The sequence below is a fragment of the Amycolatopsis sp. GM8 genome (assembly GCF_021653975.1).
Lineage (GTDB): Bacteria > Actinomycetota > Actinomycetes > Mycobacteriales > Pseudonocardiaceae > Amycolatopsis_E.
The window spans coordinates 39,971-56,183 of sequence record NZ_JAJKFK010000008.1 but is presented as its reverse complement, the minus strand read 5'-3'; the positions used below and the strand labels follow the sequence as shown (position 1 = coordinate 56,183).

17 protein-coding genes are annotated in these 16,213 nt (G+C 70.6%); 12 read left to right on the top strand and 5 right to left on the bottom strand.

All coding sequences use genetic code 11. From position 1 onward, the window contains the following. The first annotated feature begins 17 nt into the window (after positions 1–17). The 6 genes from LOZ83_RS31515 to LOZ83_RS31490 all read left to right on the top strand — a co-directional run bounded on the left by LOZ83_RS31515 (position 18) and on the right by LOZ83_RS31490 (position 6,420). A complete protein-coding gene (locus tag LOZ83_RS31515; RefSeq protein WP_236795393.1) occupies positions 18–653 on the top strand; it encodes a M15 family metallopeptidase in 636 nt (211 codons plus the stop codon). A gap of 200 nt (positions 654–853) precedes the next feature. Beyond that, positions 854–1,426 carry a hypothetical protein gene (locus tag LOZ83_RS31510; RefSeq protein ID WP_236795392.1) on the top strand — a complete coding sequence of 191 codons (573 nt, stop codon included), beginning with the start codon at positions 854–856 and terminating at the stop codon, positions 1,424–1,426. Between the two features lie 213 nt (positions 1,427–1,639). Continuing rightward, positions 1,640–2,476: an acyl-CoA thioesterase II gene (locus LOZ83_RS31505; protein ID WP_236795391.1), complete on the top strand. Its 837-nt coding sequence runs from the start codon at positions 1,640–1,642 to the stop codon at positions 2,474–2,476. Next, positions 2,473–3,573: a CaiB/BaiF CoA-transferase family protein gene (locus LOZ83_RS31500; protein ID WP_236795390.1), complete on the top strand. Its 1,101-nt coding sequence runs from the start codon at positions 2,473–2,475 to the stop codon at positions 3,571–3,573. Before LOZ83_RS31505 ends, LOZ83_RS31500 begins: the two co-directional genes overlap by 4 nt. 76 nt (positions 3,574–3,649) lie before the next feature. Next, on the top strand, positions 3,650–4,615 hold the full coding sequence (locus LOZ83_RS31495; RefSeq protein WP_236795389.1) for a pirin family protein: 966 nt from the start codon (positions 3,650–3,652) through the stop codon (positions 4,613–4,615). A 65-nt stretch (positions 4,616–4,680) separates the two neighbouring features. After that, positions 4,681–6,420 (top strand): pyruvate dehydrogenase, encoded by a 1,740-nt coding sequence (locus tag LOZ83_RS31490; RefSeq protein ID WP_236795388.1) that lies wholly within the window; start codon positions 4,681–4,683, stop codon positions 6,418–6,420. Here LOZ83_RS31490 and LOZ83_RS31485 read toward each other — a convergent pair. Beyond that, the gene (locus tag LOZ83_RS31485) at positions 6,397–6,963 is read right to left on the bottom strand and encodes a TetR/AcrR family transcriptional regulator (protein ID WP_236795387.1); all 567 of its coding nucleotides are present in this window, start codon (positions 6,961–6,963) and stop codon (positions 6,397–6,399) included. The two genes, LOZ83_RS31490 and LOZ83_RS31485, sit on opposite strands and share 24 nt — an antisense overlap. A 112-nt stretch (positions 6,964–7,075) precedes the next feature. Here LOZ83_RS31485 and LOZ83_RS31480 point away from each other — a divergent pair, with 112 nt between their 5' ends. The 4 genes from LOZ83_RS31480 (at position 7,076) to LOZ83_RS31465 (ending at position 10,087) form a co-directional block, all read left to right on the top strand. Beyond that, entirely contained in the window at positions 7,076–8,047 is a 972-nt protein-coding gene (locus tag LOZ83_RS31480) for an ATP-binding cassette domain-containing protein (RefSeq protein WP_236795665.1), read from the top strand. Then, positions 8,044–8,886 (top strand): ABC transporter permease, encoded by an 843-nt coding sequence (locus tag LOZ83_RS31475; RefSeq protein WP_374202741.1) that lies wholly within the window; start codon positions 8,044–8,046, stop codon positions 8,884–8,886. The genes LOZ83_RS31480 and LOZ83_RS31475 overlap by 4 nt, the downstream gene beginning before the upstream one ends. Before the next feature lie 119 nt (positions 8,887–9,005). Continuing rightward, positions 9,006–9,674, top strand: coding sequence for a DUF433 domain-containing protein (locus LOZ83_RS31470; RefSeq protein WP_236795386.1), 669 nt, complete (start codon positions 9,006–9,008; stop codon positions 9,672–9,674). A 44-nt stretch (positions 9,675–9,718) separates the two neighbouring features. Continuing rightward, complete coding sequence (locus tag LOZ83_RS31465; protein ID WP_255826186.1) at positions 9,719–10,087, top strand: hypothetical protein; 369 nt, start codon at positions 9,719–9,721, stop codon at positions 10,085–10,087. Between the two features lie 29 nt (positions 10,088–10,116). Here LOZ83_RS31465 and LOZ83_RS31460 read toward each other — a convergent pair whose 3' ends face one another. The 4 genes from LOZ83_RS31460 to LOZ83_RS31445 form a co-directional block, all read right to left on the bottom strand. Continuing rightward, a complete protein-coding gene (locus LOZ83_RS31460; RefSeq protein ID WP_236795384.1) occupies positions 10,117–10,860 on the bottom strand; it encodes a ferredoxin reductase in 744 nt (247 codons plus the stop codon). Beyond that, the gene (locus LOZ83_RS31455) at positions 10,830–11,426 is read right to left on the bottom strand and encodes a sulfite oxidase-like oxidoreductase (protein WP_236795383.1); all 597 of its coding nucleotides are present in this window, start codon (positions 11,424–11,426) and stop codon (positions 10,830–10,832) included. The genes LOZ83_RS31460 and LOZ83_RS31455 overlap by 31 nt, the downstream gene beginning before the upstream one ends. 10 nt (positions 11,427–11,436) lie before the next feature. Continuing rightward, positions 11,437–12,876 (bottom strand): aldehyde dehydrogenase (NADP(+)), encoded by a 1,440-nt coding sequence (locus tag LOZ83_RS31450; protein ID WP_236795382.1) that lies wholly within the window; start codon positions 12,874–12,876, stop codon positions 11,437–11,439. Positions 12,877–13,196: 320 nt separating this feature from the next. Continuing rightward, positions 13,197–14,504 (bottom strand): hypothetical protein, encoded by a 1,308-nt coding sequence (locus tag LOZ83_RS31445; protein WP_236795381.1) that lies wholly within the window; start codon positions 14,502–14,504, stop codon positions 13,197–13,199. An 89-nt stretch (positions 14,505–14,593) separates the two neighbouring features. On the opposite strand from LOZ83_RS31445, the gene LOZ83_RS31440 reads away from it, so the two are divergent. Together LOZ83_RS31440 and LOZ83_RS31435 are read left to right on the top strand one after the other, a co-directional pair. Then, positions 14,594–15,379: an IclR family transcriptional regulator gene (locus LOZ83_RS31440; protein ID WP_236795380.1), complete on the top strand. Its 786-nt coding sequence runs from the start codon at positions 14,594–14,596 to the stop codon at positions 15,377–15,379. An 11-nt stretch (positions 15,380–15,390) separates the two neighbouring features. Beyond that, positions 15,391–16,173: an NAD(P)-dependent oxidoreductase gene (locus LOZ83_RS31435; protein ID WP_236795379.1), complete on the top strand. Its 783-nt coding sequence runs from the start codon at positions 15,391–15,393 to the stop codon at positions 16,171–16,173. Positions 16,174–16,213: the final 40 nt, after the last annotated feature.

Below are 16,213 nucleotides of genomic sequence, written 5' to 3'. Positions count from 1 at the left end.
TCGGGCAAGATGTGGTCATGATCGTCCTCCTGTCGGACCCGCTGATCGCCGCCATCACCTCCCGCGACAACGGCGAGCCGCTCGCCGACCTGCGCGCGGTGCCCGAACTCCGGCTCGCCGGCGGTCCGCCCGGATGCCTTGCGCGGCAAGGACTCCGCGACCGGCTGGTGACCGCGCAGGCCGCGCTGCCCGCCGGCGTGCGGCTGCTGATCATGGAGTGCTACCGGACGCCCGAGCTGCAGGACGAGTACTTTTCCGGCTATCGCGAGAAACTTCGCGCCTGGCACCCCGGCTGGACGGACGAGCGGCTGCACGTCGAGGCGAGCAAGTTCGTCTCGCCGCCGGAGGTCGCGCCGCACTGCACCGGCGGCGCCGTGGATCTCACGCTCGCGGCCGAGGACGGCGAGCAGCTCGACATGGGCACCGAGGTGGACGCGAATCCCGAGGACAGTGAGGAAGCCTGCTTCACCGCGGCGACCAACATCTCCGCGCGGGCGCGGCGCAACCGTGACCTGCTCGCGGCCGCGCTGAGGAGCGCCGGGCTGGTCAACTACCCGACGGAATGGTGGCACTGGTCCTACGGCGAGCGTTACTGGGCCCACACCACCGGACAGTCCGCGACGATCTACGGCCCCGTGGCGCCGCCGGCCTGAGACCAGGCCGTCGAGCAGGGCATTTCTCCCTGGTCCATACCGCCGCGCGAGCCCGTCATCGGAGGCGAAACCGAAGATTGACCGTAGCGGCGGAACTCCGAAGTGGATTCTTTGTAGGGTGCGGGGGTGCGATCTCCCCAGCGCCACCCCGGTCCCCGCGGACGTGCCTCGTGAAGTCACTGGCGCCGACCTTGGAGGCGATGAGCGAGGAGAGAGCGGCGCGGCTGCGTGGCCTGGTCGTCCGGCAGCTGATCGACTCGACCCGGGCCGCGAACGAGCACTTCACGCTGCTGCACCTGTTCCTGCTGCCACCCGGCGCGGAGCAGTCGCGGTTCCGGCTGTACGAGGTGATCGAGCCGGTGGACGTCAACGCGCCGATCCGGCAAGTCGTCGAGGACGTGCGCGAGGAGCTGGCCACGACCGGTGACCCGCGGCTGATCGCCGAGGCGGACGACCACTGGCAGCGGGTGGATCCTGGGCTCCGCGGCTTCTACGTCGGCACCGGTGCCCGGTTCATCGCGCCGAACAGCGACAGCACCGGCACCACGATCATGCGGATGGCGGACCGGACGGCCGTCGTGGTCAGCCTCGACGCCGCGCACCGGCCGACGCTGCTGCAGACCTCCAAACCGGTCGTGGTGGACGAGGAGGTGTACCCGGCGGTCCGGCAGATCCCGGCGACCGGTGAACCACCGTTCGTGCTGATCGACATGTTCGCCCAGCTGCTGCACGACCCGGACGACCCGGCGGGCCCGTTCCGCCCGTTCGGCTGAGAAACGCGCGCGCGACGCGATGACCAGCGAGAATGGTCGGGCGCGCCGGGACCGATCGCCCGGGGGGCTTCGGCGCCGGCCCCGGCGCGCCCGAAACCGGCGCTAGTCGGGCGGCTCCGTGCCGGGCCGGGCGGGGAAGGTCGATATCGTGGCGGTGTGCACGATCGGCCCTGTGTTCGCATCGGCCGGTCCGGCGGCGACTGAAGGAAGCTGATGTCATCTGAAACGGGTCTGGCGCCCCTGCTCGACCTTCTCGACCTGGAGCCGATCGAACGGGACATCTTCCGCAGCCGGTTCACCGGCGGCGAAGGCGGGCGCCTGTTCGGCGGCGAGGTGTGCGCGCAGGCACTGGTGGCCGCCGAGCGCACCGTCCCGCCCGAGACCGCGCCGCATTCGCTGCACGCCTACTTCCTGCGTCCCGGCGACACCGGCGCCCGCGTCGTGTTCCGCGTCGACCGGCTGCACGACGGCCGCAACTTCCGGCGCCGCCGGGTCACCGCGATCCAGCACGGCGAACCGATCCTGTGCCTGGAGTGCTCCTTCACCACCGACCGGTCCGGCGCGAGCCAGCAGGTGAGCGCCCCCGGCGCACGGGAGCCCGAGGACTGCGTGCCGTTCACCTCCCGGCACCCCACGAACTGGGGGCTGGAGCCGCACGACGTGTTCGACATCCGCCCGGCGACCGGCGAGTCCGCCGACGCCCTGCGGTTCATCGAGGACCTGTGGTTCCGGCCCAAGGCGGGCAAGCTCGACGACCGGGTGAGCGCCACAGCCGTGCTGACCTACTTCAGCGACCTGACCTTCGTCTCCGCGATCCTGCGCCGCGTGCCGCGCGGCGACCTGACCGGCGTGACCGGGCTGACCTCGCTCGACCACGTGCTGTGGTTCCACAACGAGGTGCGCTTCGACGATTGGCTCTACTACGCGAAAACCAGCCCGGCCGCCGGGCAGCGGCGCGGGCTCGCCGAAGGCAGGATCTTCCACCGCGACGGCACGCTCATCGCGTCCGCCGCGCAGGAGGGCCTGATCCACGTACGCAAGGAGGCATGAGGGTGACGGGACCACTGGCGGGCCTGCGGGTCGTCGAACTGGCCGGGATCGGGCCGGGGCCGCACGCGGCGATGGTGCTGGCGGACCTGGGCGCGGAGGTGGTGCGCGTCGAGCGGCCACAGCCGATGTTCGACCCGACCGGCACGAACCCCGACGCGCTGCTGCGCAACCGGCGTTCCGTCGCCGCGGACCTCAAGTCCGAGGAGGGCCGTGCCTTCGTGCTGGAGCTGATCCGCAAGGCCGACGTGCTGCTGGAGGGCTACCGGCCCGGGGTCACCGAGCGGCTCGGGCTCGGCCCGGAGCAGTGCCTCGAGCTCAACCCCGGCCTGATCTACGGGCGGATGACCGGCTGGGGCCAGGACGGCCCGTTCGCCCCGCGCGCGGGGCACGACATCAACTACATCTCGCTCACCGGCGCGCTGCACGCGATCGGGCGCGCGGGTGAGCGCCCGGTGCCGCCGCTGAACCTCGTCGGTGACTTCGGCGGCGGGTCGATGTTCCTCGTCGCGGGTGTGCTCGCCGCGTTGTGGGAGCGGAACTTGTCCGGGCAGGGGCAGGTCGTGGACGCCGCGATGGTCGACGGGGCGAACGTGCTGACCCAGATGATCTGGGCGTTCCGCGGCGCCGGCGGCTGGAGCGACGAGCGCGGCGTGAACATGCTCGACGGCGGCACGCCCTACTATGACACCTACACCTGCGCGGACGGCCGGTACATCGCGGTCGGCTGCCTGGAGCCGCAGTTCTACGCGGCGTTCCTACACGGCCTCGGCCTCGACGGCGAGGACCTGCCCGGGCAGCACGACCGCGACGGCTGGCCCCAGCTGCGCGCTCGGTTCACCGCCGTCATCGTCGGCAAGACCCGGGACGAGTGGGCGAAGATCTTCGAGGGCACCGACGCGTGCGTCACGCCGATCCTGACCTTCGAGGAGGCCGCCGCGCACCCGCATATCGCCGCCCGCGACACGATCATCACCGTCGACGGTGTCCCCCAGGCCGCGCCCGCGCCGCGGTTCTCCCGCACCCCGACCGCGAAGCCGACCCCGCCCCGGACTCCGGGCGCGGACACCGAAACCGCCCTCGACGAATGGTGCGGGTGACCGGCCGGGAATTGAACCGGCCCACCAAACGTTTTCCGTGCAAGATATTGCACCGCGAACTACTTGGAGGTCCACGATGCCCGCCGTCACCACCGACACCCTGACCCTGCCCCGCGTCGGCACCCCGGACCCGGCCACCCAACGGCCGGTCCGCACGGTCACCACCGCCCCCACCGGCTACGAGGGCGAAGGCTTCCCCGTACGCCGCGCCTTCGCCGGGGTCTCATCCGCCGAGCTCGACCCGTTCGTGCACATGGACCAGATGGGTGAGGTCGACTACGCGCCGGGCGAGCCGAAGGGCACGCCGTGGCACCCGCACCGCGGCTTCGAGACCGTGACCTACATGATCGACGGCGTCTTCGAGCACTCCGACTCCCAGGGCGGTGGCGGGGTCATCACCGACGGGGACACCCAGTGGATGACCGCGGGCAGCGGCATCCTGCACATCGAGAAGCCGCCCGAGGCGCTGGTCGTGTCCGGCGGGCTGTTCCACGGTGTGCAGCTGTGGGTGAACCTGCCGCGCGCGAGCAAGCTCGTCCCGCCGCGCTACCAGGACATCCGCGGCAGCCAGTCGACCCTGCTGTCCTCCCCCGACGGCGGCGCGCTGCTGCGCGTCATCGCCGGTGACCTCGACGGCCATCGCGGCCCGGGCTCGACCTACACGCCGATCACGATGATCCACGCGACCGTGAGCCCCGGTGCCCGGCTGGACGTGCCGTGGCGGGAGGATTTCAACGCGCTCGGTTACGTGCTGGCCGGCGCGGGCACCGCCGGCACCGACGCCCGGCCGGTCCACAAAGGACAGCTCGCGGTGTTCGGCGACGGTGGCGCGCTGACGTTCACCGCCGCGCAACGGCCCGCCGCCGAGGCCGAGCCCAACCTCGAACTGCTGTTGCTGGGCGGGCTGCCGATCCGCGAACCCGTCGTGCAGTACGGGCCGTTCGTGATGAACACCCGCGCCGAGGTGGCGCAGGCGTTCGAGGACTACCAGGCCGGCCGCTTCGGGGTCATCCCGGCGCAGCACCTCCCGCACACGGAATAGCGCCCGCCACCGCGCCCCAGCAGAATCGGGGTCGACCCGGTCAGCCGAGGAAGCGGAGGCGCCCGATGCCGAGACCCACCGTCGCCGACCAGTTCGTGCAGGTGCTCGTGCAGGCGGGCGTGACCCGCATCTACGGGGTGGTCGGCGACAGCCTCAACCCCGTCGTCGACGCGATCCGCCGCACGGACGGCATCGACTGGGTGCACGTGCGCAACGAGGAGGCCGGTGCCTTCGCGGCCGCGGCGGAGGCGCAGCTGACCGGGCGGCTCGCGGTGTGCGCGGGCAGCTGCGGGCCCGGCAACACGCATCTGGTGCAGGGCCTCTACGACGCGAACCGCACCGGCGTGCCGGTGCTGGCGCTCGCCTCGCAGATCCCGGCGGCGCAGATCGGCACCTCGTTCTTCCAGGAGACCCACCCGGAGCGGCTGTTCGTCGACTGCAGCGGCTACTGCGAGCAGATCAGCCGGCCCGGCCAGATGCCCCGGGTGCTGCGGATCGCGATCCAGCACGCGCTGACCCGCGGCGAGGTCTCGGTGCTGGTGCTGCCGGGCGACGTCGCGCACCTGGAGTCGGAGGTGCCGACGGGCGCCGGCTCGTTCGTCACCGAGCGGCCGGCGATCATCCCTCCACCGTCCCAAGTGGACAGTCTGGCGGACGCGCTGAACAGGGCCGAAAAGGTCACGCTGTTCTGCGGCGCGGGCGTCAAGGACGCGCACCAGGAGGTCATGGAGCTGGCGGCGCGGCTGCACTCGCCGATCGGGCATACCTTGCGTGGCAAGGAATGGATCCAGTTCGACAACCCCTATGACGTCGGGATGAGCGGCCTGCTCGGCTACGGCGCGTGCTACCGCGCGATGCACGACGCCGACCTGGTGTTGTTGCTGGGCACCGATTTCCCGTACGACGCGTTCCTGCCGCAGGCGCGCACGATCCAGATCGACCGCGACGCGACCCACCTCGGCCGCCGCACCCCGCTGGACCTCGCGGTGCACGGCGACCTGGGCGAGACCCTGCGCGCGGTACTGCCGAAAGTGGAGCAGGCACACGACCGCACCTTTCTGGACGACATGCTGCGTGAGCACGCCCGCACGCTGGAGAACGTGGTCGACGCGTACACCCGCGACGTCGGGACGACCGTGCCGATCCACCCCGAGTACGTCGCCGACGTGCTCGACGAGCTGGCCGCGGACGACGCCGTATTCACCGTCGACACCGGCATGTGCAACGTGTGGGCCGCGCGGTACCTCACCCCGAACGGCCGCCGCCGGGTGATCGGCTCGTTCCTGCACGGCAGCATGGCGAACGCGCTGCCGCACGCGATCGGCGCGCAGTTCGCCGAGCCGGGGCGCCAGGTGATCTCGATGTCCGGCGACGGCGGGCTCGGCATGCTGATGGGCGAGCTGCTCACCGTCCGGCTGCACCGGCTGCCGGTGAAGATCGTGGTGTTCAACAACTCCTCGCTCGGCATGGTGAAGCTGGAGATGCTCGTCGACGGCCTGCCCGACTTCGAGACCGACCACGAGGCGGTGGACTACGCGGCGATCGCGCGCGGCGCGGGCCTGCACAGCATTCGCGTCACCGACCCAGCGAAGGTGCGGGACGCGCTCGCCGAGGCGCTCGCCCATCCGGGCCCGGCGCTCGTCGACGTGGTGACCGACCCGAACGCGCTGTCGATCCCGCCGCACATCACCGGCGGTCAGCTCAAGGGGTTCATGCTCGCGGCGAGCAAGGTGGTGCTGACCGGTGGGGTCGGGAAGATGATCGACCTGGCGCGGTCGAACCTACGCAACATCCCGCGTCCCTGACGCGGCGCGGACGAGCCATTCGACCTGGCAGGTGGCCTGCTCGACCGGCCCGGACGGCTGGACGAGGTGACTCAGCGTCAGCCGCACGACGACCTCGACCAGCTCGGGCAGCCGCGGCACGCCGGGATAGAGCTCGCGCGCCTCGTGCAGCACCACCCGCACGGCGCGGTCCAGCACCGGCCCGGGCTCGGTGGTCAGCAGTGGCAGCAGATCCTGCCGGCCGCCGTGCCCGGCGGACACGATCGCCTTGATCAACGGGTCGCCCGCCGCCGTGCGCAGCACGTAGTCCACCGCGTCCGTGCTGCCGCCGGCGATGTCCGCGCCGTGCGCGCGCAGCCGCTCGATCACGCCGTCGAGGAACCGGTCGGCGTGCCTGGTGACGATCGCGCGGGCGAGCGTGTCGCGCGCGCCGATCTCCTTGTACACCATCTGCCTGCTGACCCCGACGCGCCGCGCGAGCTGGGCCATCGTCACGTGGTCCCAGCCTTCGGCGCAGATCAGCTCGACGCCGGCGTCGAGGATCCGCTCACGCAGGCTCGTCATCCGGGCAGCGTACCGGCAGGTTTTCCGGCGCGAGCGGGGGCAGCGCGGGAATGAGGATGCGCGATCCGGACAAATCGACCTATCCTGCGGTTTCACCGGCAGCAAGGGAGGGCTGATGGAGCTCGCGATCGAAACCTCGGCGTTGGTCAAGGTCTTCGGCACGACGAGGGCGGTGGACGGGATCGATCTCGCCGTACCGGCCGGCACCGTGTACGGGGTGCTGGGGCCGAACGGCGCGGGAAAGACGACCGCGGTCCGGGTACTGGCGACGCTGGCCCGGCCGGACGGCGGCGAGGCACGGGTGTTCGGCCACGACGTCGTGCGCGAGGCGGACGCGGTGCGCGCCCGGGTCAGCCTGACCGGGCAGTACGCGTCGATCGACGAGGACCTGACCGGGATGGAGAACCTGGTCCTGCTGGCGCGGCTGCTCGGGCACCGCAAGGCCGGCGCGCGGGAGCGGGCGGCCCGGCTGCTCGACGCGTTCGGGCTGTCGGACGCGGCGGGACGGCAGGTGAAGCAGTACTCGGGCGGGATGCGGCGGCGGATCGACATCGCGGCGAGCATCATCCGCACCCCGGACGTGGTGTTCCTCGACGAGCCGACGACCGGGCTGGACCCGCGCAGCCGCAACCAGGTGTGGGAGATCGTGCGGATCATCGTCGCGCAGGGGACGACGGTGCTGCTCACGACGCAGTACCTGGACGAGGCCGATCACCTGGCGTCGCGGATCGCGGTGATCGACCACGGCAAGGTGATCGCCGAAGGGACACCCGGCGAGCTGAAGTCGTCGGTGGGCTCGGGTTCGGTGCACCTGCGGCTGCGGGACACGGCGCAACGGCCTGCCGCGGAACGGATTCTGGCCCGGACGCTGGGCGCGGCGGTGCAGTCCGGCGCGGACCCGCTCACGGTGACCGCGCGGATCTCCGGCAGCGACCTCGTCGCGGCGGAGCAGGCTTCGCGCGCGCTCGCGGAACTGGCGCACGCGGGCGTCACGGTCGACGACTTCTCGCTCGGCCAGCCCAGTCTCGACGAGGTCTTCCTCGCACTGACCGACCATCCCGCGACCGAGGAGGTACCGGCGTGAGCACCGCGACCGAACAGTCCACTGTGTACAGACCGGCCGAGGCGAGCCTGAACGCCGTGCTCGCCGCCGGTGAACAGCCGCCGCGGCCCGGCGCGCTCTCGGCGTCGCTCACGTTCGGCTGGCGGGCGATGCTGAAGATCAAGCACGTGCCCGAGCAACTGTTCGACGTGACCGCGTTCCCGATCATCATGACGCTGATGTTCACCTACCTGTTCGGCGGCGCGCTGGCCGGTTCGGTGACCGAGTACCTGCAGTTCCTGCTGCCGGGCGTGCTGGTGACGAGCGTCGTGATGATCACGATGTACACGGGTGTCGGCGTCAACATCGACATCGAAAAGGGCGTGTTCGACCGGATCCGCACGCTGCCGGTGTGGCGGCCGGCCGCGCTGGTGGGCATGATCCTCGGCGACATGTTCCGGTACACGATCGCCTCGGCGGTGATCCTGGTGCTGGGGCTGATCCTGGGTTTCCGGCCGGGCGGCGGTGTGGCCGGGGTGCTGGCGGGGATCGCGCTGCTGGTGGTGTTCTCGTTCGCGTTCTCGTGGGTGTGGACGATGTTCGGGCTGCTGCTGCGCACCGAGAAGTCGGTGATGGGCGTGAGCATGCTGGTGCTGTTCCCGCTGACGTTCCTGTCCAACGTGTTCGTCGACCCCGCCACGATGCCCGGCTGGCTGCAGGCCTTCGTCGAGGTCAACCCGATCACGCACCTGGTCGGCGGCGTGCGTTCGCTGATGGCGGGCACCTGGGACGCCGGCGAGATCATGTGGACGCTGATCGCGTCCGCGGCCCTGCTGGCGGTCTTCGGCACCCTGACCATGCGCCTCTACAACCGCAAGTAAGACGTCTGGCCAAGTGAGTCGACACGCAGCGGGAATCGCGCGTCCGCCGTACCAACCTGGCCTAGCATGTTGAGGCTGGAGATACTGAGACCACTACGGCTGAGGGGAGGAACCTTCACATGGAAGCAGACCTGCGGTTTTCGCGGGCCGTCATGACCATGTCCGATGCCGGACGTCACCTCGGTATCCCTCAGCAGACGTTCCATCGCTGGGCACGGGGCTACGAGCGCGGCGGACCGCTCCTGCATGTGCTCGGAACAGATAGCATTCGCCAGGCGTCTGTGCCATTCATCGCCCTCGCTGAAGCGTGGGTACTCGAAGGGCTTCGCCGCGCCGGCGTCCGGCCTCATCTGATTCGTCCCGCGCTCAACAAGCTTCAGCAAGAATTCGGCCGCGAGTACGTCCTGGTGTCACCTGCGCTGGCCACAGACGGGATTTCCGTCCTCTGGGACTTCTCGCGAACCAAGGCTGGTGCAGGCCTGATAGAAGGCCGGACCGGCCAGACAGTCATCCGCGAAATAGTCCAGGACTATCTGACCTACGTCGGGTTCGGCGACGATGAATACCCGAACCTCCTGAAACTGAAACCATTCGAACCGAGCAAGGTCCTGATTGATCCTTACAGGTCGTCAGGGCAGCCAGTATTCGACGGAACCGGGGTCAAGGTCGCGAACGTGGCTGCGATGCTGAAGGCTGGTGAGGATCCTGGCGTCGTCGCCGAGGAACACGGAATCGGAATCGACGCGGTCAGGGCCGCCGCTCGCGTCCTCCTGGGCCGCGCCGCCTGAATTCTATCTCGACGAAAACGCGGTAACCCGTTACAGTACGCTGGCTGCTCGTTGAGCTCGGCTACCGATGTCACACACCTCCCGAGGTATTCGGGACACGCGTGGACGCACAGGGCGCCGACGACACGGTGTGGCTCGGCAAAGTCGCCGGAAGCGGCTGGGTCGTTCTCAATCGAGACGCGAAGATCATGGAGCGCCCCCAGGAACTCGCGGCGTACCGAGCCGCAAAGGTCCACATGTTCTACCTTCCCGGCGAGGCAACCCGCGACCACCTCAAGTTCCTCGTAGAAACTCATCTACGCGACATAATCAGCTATGCGACCAGTCGCGCTCCGGAAGTTTGGAGGATCACCAATCACGGTGTGCACCGATTTGTGGACCAACCGCTGAAGTCCCGAAAAAAGAGACGGTGACCTTTCGCCAAGAAAATAAGCCAGGCGCGTCAGCCGGTCGGACCGAAGCGCTCCGTCTTCACGCGGCGCGGGTCGTGCCCCAAGGCCAGCAGCATGTCCGACACCGCCTCCACGAAACCCGTGGGGCCGCAGACGAAGCACGCCGGCTCGAAGGACGCGGGCCAGCCGCCGGTGTTGACGTCCGCGACGCCGATCCGGCCCGGCGCGCGGGCGGCGCCGTCCGGCGCGGAGCGGGTGTACACATAGGACACTTCGACGCCGGACAGTGCCGCGCCGCGCAACTCGTCCGCGTAGTACAGCTCCGCCGGCGAGCGCACCGAGTACAGCAGCCGGAACGGCGTCTTCGCACCGGCCGCGCGCCGGGCACGGATCATCGCCATCAACGGCACGATCCCCGACCCGCCGGCGACGAGCAGCACCGGCGCCGGATCGCTCGGCCGCCACACGAACCAGCCGCCGATCGGGCCGCGCACCTCGACCGGGTCGCCGACCGCGAAAACATCCGTCAGGTAGGGCGAAACCTCGCCGTCCTCGACGCGCTGCACGGTCAGTTCGATGCGCTCACCGTCACCCGAGGACCCGAGCGAGTAGCTGCGCTGCGCCGTGTACCCGTCCTCCGCGGTGAGCCGGACATCGGTGTGCTGCCCGGCGAGGTTCCCGGGCCAGCCGGGCACGTCGAGCACGAGCGTGCGCGCGCTCGGCGTCTCCACCCGGACCTCGGCGAGCCGCGCCACCTGCCAGCTCAGTCGCCTTGATACCGCTGCTCGCGCCATGGGTCCCCGTAGTTGTGGTAGCCGCCCGCCTCCCAGAAGCCGGGCTCGTCGGTCAGCGTCAGCTCCAGGTTGTGCACCCATTTGGCCGACTTCCAGAGGTACAGGTGCGGCACGAGCAGCCGCGCCGGGCCGCCGTGCTCCGCCGCGAGCCGGTCGCCGTCGAACTCGTACGCGATCCACGCGCGCCCGTCGAGCAGGTCCGCCAGCGGCAGGTTCGTGGTGTACCCGTCGTAGGAATGCGCGACCACGTAGTCGGCCGCGGTGTCCACGTCCGCGAGCAACGTGTCGAGCGAGACGCCACGCCAGTTCGTGCCGAGCTTGGACCACTTGGTGACGCAGTGGAGGTCGACCGTCGGGGTCTCGCTGGGCAGCGCCCGGAACTCCGGCCACGACCACTCGTGCACCGTGCCGTTCTCGGTGGTGACCGTGAACTCCCAGGTCTCGGTGGCCACCCGCGGCGTGGGGCCGACCGAGAGCACCGGGAAGTCCTTGGTCAGGTACTGCCCGGGCGGCAGCACGACACCCTCGCGGCGACGCCCCCGAAAACCGGGCGAAACGATTCCCATGAGGACAGTCTTACAGGCGGGTGCCGTTCACACGGCGTGGCAGTTCCCACGGGTTGGATTCCCGCAGCGCCGGCGGCAGCAGTGCGTCCGGGAAACCCTGCCACGCCACTGGCCGCAGGAACCGCTCGATCGCGGCCGTGCCGACGGAGGTGGTCGTGGGCGCGGTCGTCGCCGGGTACGGGCCGCCGTGCTGCTGCGCCCAGCTCACCGTGACGCCGGTGGGCCAGTCGTTCCACAGCAGGCGGCCGGCGAGCCGGGTCAGCGCGGGCAGCAGCTTCCGCACGTCATCGGCCTCGGCGTCCTCGCCGTGCACGGTCGCGGTCAGCCCGGGCTCCAGCTCGCCGAGCACCTCGAGCAACTCGGCGTGAGAGCCGTAGGTGACCACGATCGACGCCGGGCCGAAGCATTCGGCGCGCAGGACCTCGTCCGCCTTCAGGAAGTCCGCCGCCCGCACGGAAAGCAGCGTCGGCGTGAACGGGTCACCGGACGCGAGCACGGTCACCGCGGGCTGTTCGCGCAGCCGGGCCACGCCGGCCTGGAAGCCGTCGGCGATGCGTTCGTTGAGCATCGCCTGTGGGCCGACCGCCCGCGCCGCTTCGGTCAGCGTCGCGTCGAGGCCGTGCCCTTCGGGCAGGAACAGCAGGCCGGGCTTGGTGCAGAACTGCCCGGCGCCGAGCGTGAACGAGCCGACGTAGCCCTTCGCGACCTGCTCGCCGCGCGCCCGCACGGCGCCCGGCGTGACGACGACGGGGTTGACGCTGCCCAGCTCGCCGTAGAACGGGATCGGCGTCGGGCGGGAGACGGCGATGTCGAACAGCGCGCGCCCGCCGGGGACCGAGCCGGTGAACGACGCCGCCGAGATCCGCGGATCCTTGAGCGCGGTGACGCCCGGCTCGATGCCGTAGATCACGTCGAAGATGCCCTCCGGGGCGCCCGCGCTGAGGAGGGCCGCCCGCAGGATTTCGCTGGTACGCGCGGAAAGCCGGGGGTGGCCGGGGTGTGCCTTGAGCACGACCGGGCAGCCGGCCGCGAGCGCGGACGCGGTGTCGCCGCCGGCGACGCTGAACGCGAACGGGAAGTTGCTCGCGGCGAACACCAGCACCGGCCCGATCGGCACGAGGGCGCGGCGGACGTCCGGGCGGGGGCCCATCGGCCAGTCGGGGTCGGCGTGGTCGACCGTGGCGCGCAGGAAGTCGCCGTCGTCGAGGACGCCGGCGAACAGGCGCAGCTGGAACGTCGTGCGCAGCAGCTCGCCCTTAAGCCGTGGCGCGGCCGGCAGGTGTGTCTCCTCGGCGGCGAGCGTGATCAGCTCGTCGGCCGCGTCGTCGAGCGCGTCCGCGGCCGCCACCAGCCACCCGGCCCGCTGCCCGGGAGTCGTCTCCGCCAGCGCCGGCGCGGCCTTCGCGGCAGCGGCGAGGATCCGGTCCAGCTCGGTCGTCTCGGTGTCCATGCTTCCCTTCCTTCAGCCCGCGGACTCCGCGGCGCGTCGTTCAGGCCGCGGCTTCCGCGGCGCCTCCGTCAGCCCGCAGCTTCCGCGGCCCCTCGTTCCGACCGCGGCTTCCGCGGCGCCTCCGTCAGCCCGCAGCTTCCGCGGCCCCTCGTTCCGACCGCGGCATCCACGGCCCCTCGTACAAGCCGCGGCATCCGCGGCCCCTCCTTCAGACCGCGGCATCCACGGCCCCTCCGTCAGCCCGCAGCTTCCGCGGCCCCTCCGTCAGCCCGCAGCTTCCGCGGCCCCTCGTACAAGCCGCGGCATCCGCGGCCCCTCCTTCAGACCGCGGCTTCCGCGGCACCTCGCAGCTCTCCCCACCGCGCCGGGCCGGCGAGCCCGAGGTGGTACAGGTGCACCTGGTCGGCACCGGCTTCGCGCAGCCGGCCGACGTAGGCGTTCAGATCGGGCGCGGCGCCCAGCGCGGTCACGTACACGCCGATCTCCACCGACGAAGGTAGTCGAGCGCGCGCCGCCGTGACGAGGTCTTGTCCCGGTTGCCAGCACGGCAGTACGACGGTGCCGACCTCGCCGGCCGCACTCGCGGTGAGTCCCGGCAGCGCGCCGGTCGCCCACGGGTCGATGTCGCCGTGCAGGGCGACCGGAAGATCGATCCGGTCGAGCACCGCACGCCGCAGGAGGTCCGTCGCGGAATGTCGCGCCGTCAGGAGGTTTTCGTCCAGCCCGGCAGAGTCGCCCAACTCGGCAGATTCGCGCAGGTCGACAGACTCGCCCAGGTCGACAGACTCGCCCAGCGCGGCAGACTCGCCCAGCGCGGCAGACTCGCCCAGCGCGGCAGACTCGCCCAGCGCGGCAGAGTCGTCCAGTTCGGCAGATTCGCGCGGGCCAGCAATACGCGGGCCAGCAATACGCGGGTCAGCAATACGCGAATCAGCAATTAGCGGGTCAGCAATTAGCGGGTCAGCAATTAGCGGGTCAGCAATTAGCGGGTCAGCAATTAGCCGGAGAACCTCTTCCTGGAAAGAGTCTTCCACGCCACATGCTTCGCAGCAGCACACCGACAGCAGCCTGGCAACCGCGGGCGACCACACCGCGTCCGTCTTCTCGTGCTGGCACTGGTGGACCGCGCCGAGCTGCCCGCACGCTTCGAGCACGACCGACGAGAAATCCAGGCCCGCCAACGATTCCTCGACGAGCGTCACCGCGTAGTCACGGACCTCCTGGTGCGACGGGCACAGCGCCCACGGGTACCGCTCGCCGAAACAGTTCCGCACGGTCAGCTCGGGAAACTCCGTGCCCAGCAAGGAGTTGTGCGTCAGCACGAGCCACGCCGCCGCCGGGATACCCGCCTCGTTCAGCACGGCGACGGCGTCGCCCGCACTGTCCGGCGAGTCCACCCAATCCGGTGTGCCCGGCCGCAGCCGCGACCACCGTCCGTCGCGGACCGCGCGGTAGAACGCGGCATGCCGGGCATGCACCGCGGTCCGGGTGCGCGACCACGGGGTCGCGGCCCGCGTGGAGTGGTAGGCGACCGCGACCGCCACCTCATCCACGGCGAGTTCCCTTGCGCGGGCGACGAAACCGGGCTCGGCGACATCCCACGGGTAGGCGTAGCCGACCAGCTTCACGATTTCACATCCATGAATGAAGTCCGTATATTGAATCGTGTCTGTGAACGCTAGTATCGCGGGAGTCGCGAGTCAACGGAGGGGGATCCATGGCGGAACCGGCAGCGGCGAGTGAGCCCGCGGGCGTGAAGTCCGCGCGGCGCACCGTGGAACTCCTCGAAACCTTTGCCGCGCAGGACGCCTGGCTGTCACTGTCCGACCTGCACGCGAAGACCGGTTTCCCCCGCTCGAGCCTGCACGGCCTGCTGCGCACGCTGTACGAGGCGGGCTGGCTCGAGGCCGATCCGGGGACCGCGCGCTACCGGCTCGGTGTCCGCGCGCTGATCTGCGGCACCGCCTACCTCGACCGCGACCCGGCGATCCCGTTCGCGACCGAGGCCCTCGAATCGGTCCGTGAGCGCACCGGTTTCACCGCGCATTACGCCCGCCGCAACGGGGCGGAGGTCGTGTACCTGGAGACACGCGAGTCCCGGCATTCCACGCATCTGGTGTCCCGCGTCGGGCGCACGCTTCCCGCACACGCGACCGCGCTGGGCAAGGCGCTGCTGTCGGAGCTGACGCAGGCCGAGATCGGCGCGCTGTTCCCGGATGGGCTGCCCGCACTGACCCCGCGCACGATCACGTCGCTGGACGGGTTGCTCGCCGAATGCGAAGCGACGCGGCGCCGTGGGTTCGCGGCGGAGGTCGAGGAGGGCACGCCGGGGGTGCGGTGCGTCGCCGCCGTGGTGCCGTACCGGATCCCCGGCACGGACGCGATGAGCTGCTCGATCCCGGTCGGCGAGGTCACCGACGCCGAGGCGAAGCATGTCGGCGAGTTGCTCGCCGAAACGGCCACCGAACTGGGCGGGCAGCTGCGCCGCGCCGGAATCCGTTGAGGGGGAACAAGATGCGCGTACTGATCACCGGCGCCGCCGGCGGGGTGGCGACCTTGCTGCGGCCCCGGCTCCGCCGGGAGGGACGGATCCTGCGACTGCTCGACATCACGGCTCTCGGGGCTTCGGACGACGAGGAGGTGATGACCGCTTCGGTGACCGATCCCGAGGCGATGGCGGTCGCGTGTCACGATGTGGACGCGGTGATCCATCTCGGCGGGCACAGCCGGGAGACTTCGTGGGCCGAGACCGTCGAGGTCAACATCACCGGCCCGCAGACGGTGCTGGAGGCCGCGCGGAAGGCCGGGGTGCCGCGGGTGATCCTCGCGTCGAGCAACCACGCGGTCGGGTTCCGCGAGGTTGCCGAGGCGCCGCTGGCGGCGGACTCGACGCCGCGGCCGGACACTTTCTACGGCGTCAGCAAGGCGGCGATCGAGGCGCTGGGCAGCCTGTACCACTCGCGGTTCGGCATGGACGTGATCTGCGTCCGGATCGGCTCGTGCTTCGAACGGCCGCCGGGCTACCGCGGGTTGACGACGTGGCTCTCCCCCGATGATGCCGGGCGCTTGTTCGACGCGTGCCTGACGTTCCCGTCGCCGGGGTACCGGATCATCTGGGGCGTTTCGGACAACACGCGTCGCATCTACTCGCTCGCCGAGGCCGAGGCGCTGGGCTACCGTTCGCTGGACGACGCGGAGAAGTTCGCCGGCGAGATCACCGACCCAGCACCCACCGGCCCTGTCGCCCGCTACGTCGGCGGCCCGTTCACCACTACGCCCCTGGGCCTCCCCAACTAACGGCGATTTCGGGCGGACGAGTCTGGCATTCCGTGCGCGC

Excerpts from the sequence above, each read along its gene's own strand:
- LOZ83_RS31435 (WP_236795379.1), top strand. The coding sequence starts at position 15,391 with ATGCGCGTACTGATCACCGGCGCCGCCGGCGGGGTGGCGACCTTGCTG.
- LOZ83_RS31510 (WP_236795392.1), top strand. The coding sequence starts at position 854 with ATGAGCGAGGAGAGAGCGGCGCGGCTGCGTGGCCTGGTCGTCCGGCAG.
- LOZ83_RS31485 (WP_236795387.1), bottom strand. The coding sequence starts at position 6,963 with ATGACGAGCCTGCGTGAGCGGATCCTCGACGCCGGCGTCGAGCTGATC.
- LOZ83_RS31495 (WP_236795389.1), top strand. The coding sequence starts at position 3,650 with ATGCCCGCCGTCACCACCGACACCCTGACCCTGCCCCGCGTCGGCACC.
- LOZ83_RS31490 (WP_236795388.1), top strand. The coding sequence starts at position 4,681 with ATGCCGAGACCCACCGTCGCCGACCAGTTCGTGCAGGTGCTCGTGCAG.
- LOZ83_RS31500 (WP_236795390.1), top strand. The coding sequence starts at position 2,473 with ATGAGGGTGACGGGACCACTGGCGGGCCTGCGGGTCGTCGAACTGGCC.
- LOZ83_RS31460 (WP_236795384.1), bottom strand. The coding sequence starts at position 10,860 with ATGGCGCGAGCAGCGGTATCAAGGCGACTGAGCTGGCAGGTGGCGCGG.
- LOZ83_RS31470 (WP_236795386.1), top strand. The coding sequence starts at position 9,006 with ATGGAAGCAGACCTGCGGTTTTCGCGGGCCGTCATGACCATGTCCGAT.
- LOZ83_RS31515 (WP_236795393.1), top strand. The coding sequence starts at position 18 with ATGATCGTCCTCCTGTCGGACCCGCTGATCGCCGCCATCACCTCCCGC.
- LOZ83_RS31505 (WP_236795391.1), top strand. The coding sequence starts at position 1,640 with ATGTCATCTGAAACGGGTCTGGCGCCCCTGCTCGACCTTCTCGACCTG.
- LOZ83_RS31440 (WP_236795380.1), top strand. The coding sequence starts at position 14,594 with ATGGCGGAACCGGCAGCGGCGAGTGAGCCCGCGGGCGTGAAGTCCGCG.
- LOZ83_RS31455 (WP_236795383.1), bottom strand. The coding sequence starts at position 11,426 with ATGGGAATCGTTTCGCCCGGTTTTCGGGGGCGTCGCCGCGAGGGTGTC.
- LOZ83_RS31450 (WP_236795382.1), bottom strand. The coding sequence starts at position 12,876 with ATGGACACCGAGACGACCGAGCTGGACCGGATCCTCGCCGCTGCCGCG.